Source organism: Tunicatimonas sp. (genome assembly GCF_049647865.1).
Lineage (GTDB): Bacteria > Bacteroidota > Bacteroidia > Cytophagales > Cyclobacteriaceae > Tunicatimonas.
Genome location: NZ_JBARYM010000132.1, coordinates 1 through 5,760 on the forward strand (window position 1 = coordinate 1; position 5,760 = coordinate 5,760).

Annotated in this window: 7 protein-coding genes; 4 read left to right on the forward strand and 3 right to left on the reverse strand. The window is 44.5% G+C overall.

Features of this window, described 5'->3' with window-relative positions; translation table 11 throughout:
* The 3 genes from WBA23_RS04205 to WBA23_RS04215 all read right to left on the reverse strand — a co-directional run.
* Nucleotides 1-832 (reverse strand): transketolase family protein (locus WBA23_RS04205; protein WP_424580996.1); only part of this gene is annotated, 832 nt, incomplete at its 3' end.
* On the reverse strand, nucleotides 822-1,649 hold the full coding sequence (locus WBA23_RS04210; protein WP_424580997.1) for a transketolase: 828 nt from the start codon (nucleotides 1,647-1,649) through the stop codon (nucleotides 822-824). The genes WBA23_RS04205 and WBA23_RS04210, both read right to left, overlap by 11 nt.
* 17 nt (nucleotides 1,650-1,666) lie before the next feature.
* Nucleotides 1,667-2,716: a sugar phosphate isomerase/epimerase family protein gene (locus WBA23_RS04215; protein ID WP_424580998.1), complete on the reverse strand. Its 1,050-nt coding sequence runs from the start codon at nucleotides 2,714-2,716 to the stop codon at nucleotides 1,667-1,669.
* A gap of 430 nt (nucleotides 2,717-3,146) precedes the next feature.
* Between WBA23_RS04215 and WBA23_RS04220 the strand changes: the two genes are divergently transcribed.
* The 4 genes from WBA23_RS04220 to coaBC form a co-directional block, all read left to right on the forward strand.
* Nucleotides 3,147-3,767, forward strand: coding sequence for a T9SS type A sorting domain-containing protein (locus WBA23_RS04220; protein ID WP_424580999.1), 621 nt, complete (start codon nucleotides 3,147-3,149; stop codon nucleotides 3,765-3,767).
* A gap of 107 nt (nucleotides 3,768-3,874) precedes the next feature.
* Nucleotides 3,875-4,678: an outer membrane protein assembly factor BamD gene (locus tag WBA23_RS04225; protein ID WP_424581002.1), complete on the forward strand. Its 804-nt coding sequence runs from the start codon at nucleotides 3,875-3,877 to the stop codon at nucleotides 4,676-4,678.
* 11 nt (nucleotides 4,679-4,689) lie between these two features.
* Nucleotides 4,690-5,013, forward strand: a complete 324-nt coding sequence (locus WBA23_RS04230) for a DNA-directed RNA polymerase subunit omega (protein ID WP_424581000.1) — start codon at nucleotides 4,690-4,692, stop codon at nucleotides 5,011-5,013.
* 7 nt (nucleotides 5,014-5,020) lie between these two features.
* Nucleotides 5,021-5,760: bifunctional phosphopantothenoylcysteine decarboxylase/phosphopantothenate--cysteine ligase CoaBC (coaBC, locus tag WBA23_RS04235; RefSeq protein ID WP_424581001.1), on the forward strand; the 740-nt coding region annotated here is incomplete at its 3' end.

Below are 5,760 nucleotides of genomic sequence, written 5' to 3' on the forward strand. Positions count from 1 at the left end.
CCTTTACTCCTATCCGAATAACCGGACAAGGGTGATGTTCAGAAACCACTCCGGCTACCGCTTCTCCTAATCCGCCAATGATGGAGTGTTCCTCGGCAGTAATAATTCCTTTGGTTTCTCTGGCGGCGGTTATTATGGCTTCGGTATCTAGTGGTTTTATAGTGGGTAAATGCAGTACTCGTACTGAATATCCTTCTTGGGTTAGCGTATCCGCTGCCTTTAGTCCTTCACTTACCATGATTCCGGTAGTAATAATCGTAACATCGTTCCCCTCGCGCAGTAGTTTACCTTTGCCGATAGTAAAATCAGTGTGAATGTCTTCTACAACTGGATAAGAATCTCGTCCGAAACGGAGGTACACCGGGCCATGATATTTACCGGCGGCAATCGTTGCCTGCTTGGCTTCTTCATAGTCGCCGGGAACCAGTACGGTCATGTTGGGGAAGACTCGAGCGATGGCGATATCTTCGTTCGCTTGGTGCGATGCGCCGTCTCCGCCGGTACTGATTCCGCAGTGGGTTGCTCCAATTTTTACGTTTAGTTTGGGGTAAGCAATGGAGTTTCGCATTTGGTCGCCCGCCCGGCAGGTGGCAAACACTCCAAAGGTTGAGGCAAAGGGAATATAGCCTTCAAGTGCTAATCCAGCCGCTACTGATAGCATATTCTGCTCTTGCACCCCGCAGTTGAAAAATCGGTCGGGATACTCCGCTTCAAACTCGTAGGTTTTGGTGGCTTTGGCTACGTCGGCATCCAGCACTACTAAGTTATCGTGATCTTTTCCTAGTTCTTTCAGGCCGTCTACGTAGCCCTGGCGGGTTTGCTTAAATTCCATTGGTCAGTTCTTTTAGGGCACTTTCAAAAGCTTGCTTATCGGGGGGAGTACCGTGCCAGTTCACTTCGTTTTCCATAAATGATACGCCTTTGCCTTTAATAGTATTGGCAATGATCATCACCGGTTGGGTTTCCTGCTTGGCATTTTCTACTGTCTTAATAATTTGTTGGTAGTCGTGTCCATCAATGGTAAAAACTTTCCAGCCAAAGCTTTCCCACTTGGGGGCTAGCGGATCAAGCGGCATAATATCTTCGGAATTTCCGTCGGTTTGCAAGTAATTACGATCAACAAAGCCAATCACATTATCTAGTTTGTACTTGTTAGCAAACATCGCGGCTTCCCAAACCTGACCTTCCTGAATTTCTCCGTCGCCGCACATAATGTAGTAGTAATGCTGCTGCTGACGAAGTTTAGCTCCCAAAGCCATACCCAATCCGGTAGAAATACCTAGTCCCAAGGTGCCGGTATTTGCTTCAATGCCCGGAGTCTTAGGTTGGTGCGGATGACCCTGGAGATGCGAACCGGGACGACGGAAAGTCTTCAAGTCTTCTTCAGGAAAATACCCACAATCTGCCAGAATAGCGTAAATCACCGGAGTGCAGTGTCCTTTGGAAAGAATAAATCGATCTCGGCCGGGCCAGTCAGGTTGATCAGGTTTGTGGTTCATTAAGTGGTAGTACAATGCCACCAGCACGTCGGTGGCACCTAAGCTGCCACCTACGTGCCCGGAATTGGCCCGGTGCACCATCGTGACGATCTCCCGCCGTATTTCAACGGCTTTCTTCTTTAATTCTTCAATTTTAGTGTTGTCAATCATCAAGGTAGATTATAAATTTATTCAAGGCCAAGAATCTCTCGGTTCATGGTTTGGTCGGTTTCGCTTTTAGCAAAATCATCGAAGGCTTGAGCGGTGGCGTCAATTAGATGGCGCTGAATGAATGGCGCGCCTTCTTGGGCTCCCTGCTCCGGACTTTTCACACAGCACTCCCATTCCAGAATAGCCCAGCCATCGTAGCCATGTTCGGTTAACAGGGAAAATACCCGACTAAAATTCACCTGACCATCGCCTAATGAGCGAAATCGCCCGGCTCGCTCTTTCCACGATTGGTACCCGCCGTACACTCCTTGCAAACCGGTAGGGTTAAACTCAGCATCTTTTACATGAAAGGCTCGGATGCGGTCGGCGAAGATGGAAATAAACTCCAGATAATCTAACTGCTGAAGTAGCAAGTGGCTAGGATCGTAGGTGATGCCCGCCGCCGGATGTTGAGTAGTATATTCCAGAAACTGCCGAAAGGTTGCCCCATCGTACAGGTCCGAACCCGGATGTAGCTCGTAACCCAACGTAATTCCATTCTCGTGCGCGTAATCCAGCAATGGTAACCACCGCTGGGTTAGCTCCTGAAAAGCTTCTTCAATTAGGCCATCCGAACGCTGAGGCCAGGGATACAAGTACGGCCAGGCTAACCCACCCGAGAGCACCGAAATATTCGTAGTGCCCATATTAACTGAGGCTCGAATGGTTTTGCGTAGCTCCTCGCTCGCCCACTCTACTCGTTGTTGATCGTTTAGCCCGGTTGGATAAAATGGCTGAAACAGTCGCTCGTACGCCGGATGCATGGCTATTACTTGTCCTTGTAGATAGGAGGCTAGCTCAATTACCTCTAACCCCTGTTCACTTAACTTTCCCCTGAGATCATCGCAGTATCCCTTAGACTCTGCTGCTTGGTCTAAATCAATAACTCTGGCATCCCAAGTAGGAATTTGCACCCCTCGGTAGCCTAACTCAGCCACCCACGTACCTATGGCTTCTAACTGATTGAATGGTGGGTTTTCACCTAAAAATTGTGCTAGAAAGATACCTGGGCCCTGCATGGTAGACATACTGTGTTGGTGGTATATAGTAGGAAAGATACTGCAAACTGCTTGAGTGTGCTATCGCACCTACTCTAGACTTCATGCGACCAGAAATTCTGTAGTCACAAAATCTATAAGTAATCTGTAAATGTACCTTTTAGAATATATTTCTCAAAAATGGATTTGTTGTTAACTGATTAAAAAATCTGCTTATAATTCTTTAAAGGTTTAATAGTCCTGAGCAGTAGATCGATCACATCAGAAATACTTCTTAATCAGATTGAAAGATATGTAACATATCTTAAGAATTTAGTTGTTTATGAGAGAAAAAATCAGTTACTTTTATAAAATATTGAAAGAATAACAACGTTCATTGCGGTCACCTTTACTCATATTATTTTTATCCTTCTTTTCTGCGCTGGCTTTTAGTCAGAGCATTTCACTGTTAGATCCCATTGTGGAAGAATCAATAGCTACGGGAAATATGGTTGAAACCGAGCTACAAGTAAAAAATAATAGTGACCATCTCATACGGCTTGGAGTAAAGTTAAACGATCCTTTTCATAAGAGTGATCTAATATCATCTATTTGTATCGGTGAAGAATGTTTTTCTCAGTTTGATGCGCTGGAAGTTACTACCCTGCATCCGGGTGAAGTGCTACGCGATGTGCATATTCAGTTTAGCGCGGGGTACGATGAACTGACTAGAGAGCTCTCGGTCACCTTCTACGACATAGAAAATCCGTCGGAGGAACTCACTGAACGTTTTCGTTACCATATTAAAGATGATTTCCCGAACGGAGTTCTCTTTGCAAACGAGGCTTTGCAAATCAGCAAAGTTTACCCTAACCCGGTGTCAAATACAGCTTCTATTGATTACGCCCTACATAATTGGTCGCAAACTGCCACCATTAGTGTACATAATATTTTGGGCGACCGGGTGCTAAACCTTCAGCTTGATCAAGCTGAAACCAATCTTAAAATTTCGACCGATCAGCTTCCCAATGGCATTTACTTCTACACGTTACAGCTCAATGGTAAGGGGGTAACGACTAAAAAGTTTGTTGTTAGAAAATAAGCGACTCATTCCTATCGTTTCTAGCGTATCTGGAACTTGTTGATGGATAGCATAGTTGCAATTGGTGCAACAAGACTCTATCTTTGCACTTTAGAAAAGATGCCGATTTGAAACAATACATTACTGTTTTTTTATTGCTTAGTGCTATTTCTTTTAGTTGTAGTGATTACCGCACTTTGCTAAAAAAAGGTAGCTGGGAAGAGCAGTACGAAGCTGCTTTAAAATACTACGAAGACAAAGATTTCTATCGAGCTACCGTATTGCTGGAAAACGTTTTACCGATCATTCGCGGTACGCAGAAAGCAGAAGAGGCTCAGTTTTATTATGCTTACGCTCACTACTATGAGCAGAAGTATATTCTAAGCGCTCATTATTTTAAAGAGTTCTACGAAACATACTCTCGAAGTGATCGGGCGCAGGAATCTATGTTCATGCACGCTTATTCGCTTTATTTAGAATCTCCCGACCCTAGCTTAGAGCAGAGTAGCACCAAGGAGGCCATTGATGCTATGCAACGATTCATTAATCGCCATCCTTACAGTGATTATAAAGAGCGGGCAGAAACAATTTTAGACGAGCTTCAGGAAAAGCTGGAAATAAAAGCATTTAAAAACGCTACTCAATACTATGATCTTAGACGATACGAAGCAGCAATTATTGCCTTAGACAACTTTCAGAGAGATTATCCTGATTCGGATTTGAATGAAGAGGCGAGTTACTATAAGTTAGCCGCTCAGTATCAGTTGGCCGAGCGAAGTATTATTACTAAGCAAAAAGATCGTTACTATACCACCATTGAGTATTGTCAAAACTTTATCGATAAATATCCTCAGAGCGAGTTCGTCGGACGGGCTGAATCCATCTACGAGTCTTGTTTGAATAAAGTACAAAAGGCAAGTAAAAACAGTTAATTTCTATCCTAATGATTAAAAAACCCAATGTAAACTCCTCTATCGTTACCCACGATACTGATAAATTAGCCGCTCCTACCGGAAATCTTTACGAATCAGTCGTTGTCATTTCTAAGCGGGCCCGTCAAATTTCGGTGAATCTAAAGGAAGAATTGAACGGCAAGCTAGCTGAATTTGCTACTACCGTTGATAATCTGGAGGAGGTCTTTGAGAACCGTGAGCAGATAGAGATTTCTAAGTTCTACGAAAGAATGCCTAAACCTACTATCTTGGCCACCGACGAGTTTGTCAACGAAGAAATTATGTATCGTCGGGTAGAAGATACCGAAGGATAAAGATACCTTGTCACTACAGGGAAAAAAAGTTATTCTGGGAGTTTGTGGAAGTATAGCAGCCTATAAAGCTGCTTTTTTGGTTCGATTACTTGTGAAAGAGAAAGCAGAGGTGCAGATTATCATGACCGAAGCGGCCCAAAATTTTATTACCCCCCTTACCTTAGCCACCCTTTCCAAACGCCCGGTACTTTCCCAGTTTTCCTCCGATCTTTCTATAGGTCAGTGGAACAATCACGTAGATTTGGGATTATGGGCTGACCTGTTTCTAATAGCTCCCATCAGTGCTCACACACTGGCCAAGTTTGCTTCTGGCCACTGCGATGACTTACTAACGGCGGTTTATCTCTCGGCTCGCTGTCCAGTTTGGGTTGCTCCCGCTATGGATTTAGATATGTATCAGCATCCTTCGGTGCAAACTAATTTAAAAAAACTAGCCTCTTACAGCAACACCATTGTTGATGCGGAAGAAGGCGAATTGGCCAGTGGCCTTTCGGGAGTTGGTCGGCTGGCTGAACCAGAACATATCATTCAGAAGTTATCAGCTTTTTTTGAGCATTCGCAGTCGCTACAAGGTAAGAGAGTGCTAATTACTGCGGGACCAACCCAGGAACCAATCGATCCGGTTCGGTTTCTCACCAATGCTTCTTCCGGTAAGATGGGCTACGCATTAGCCAATGAAGCAGCTCAGCGAGGTGCGGAAGTAGCCCTTATTAGTGGTCCAGTAGCCATAGAAATTAGCCATCCGGC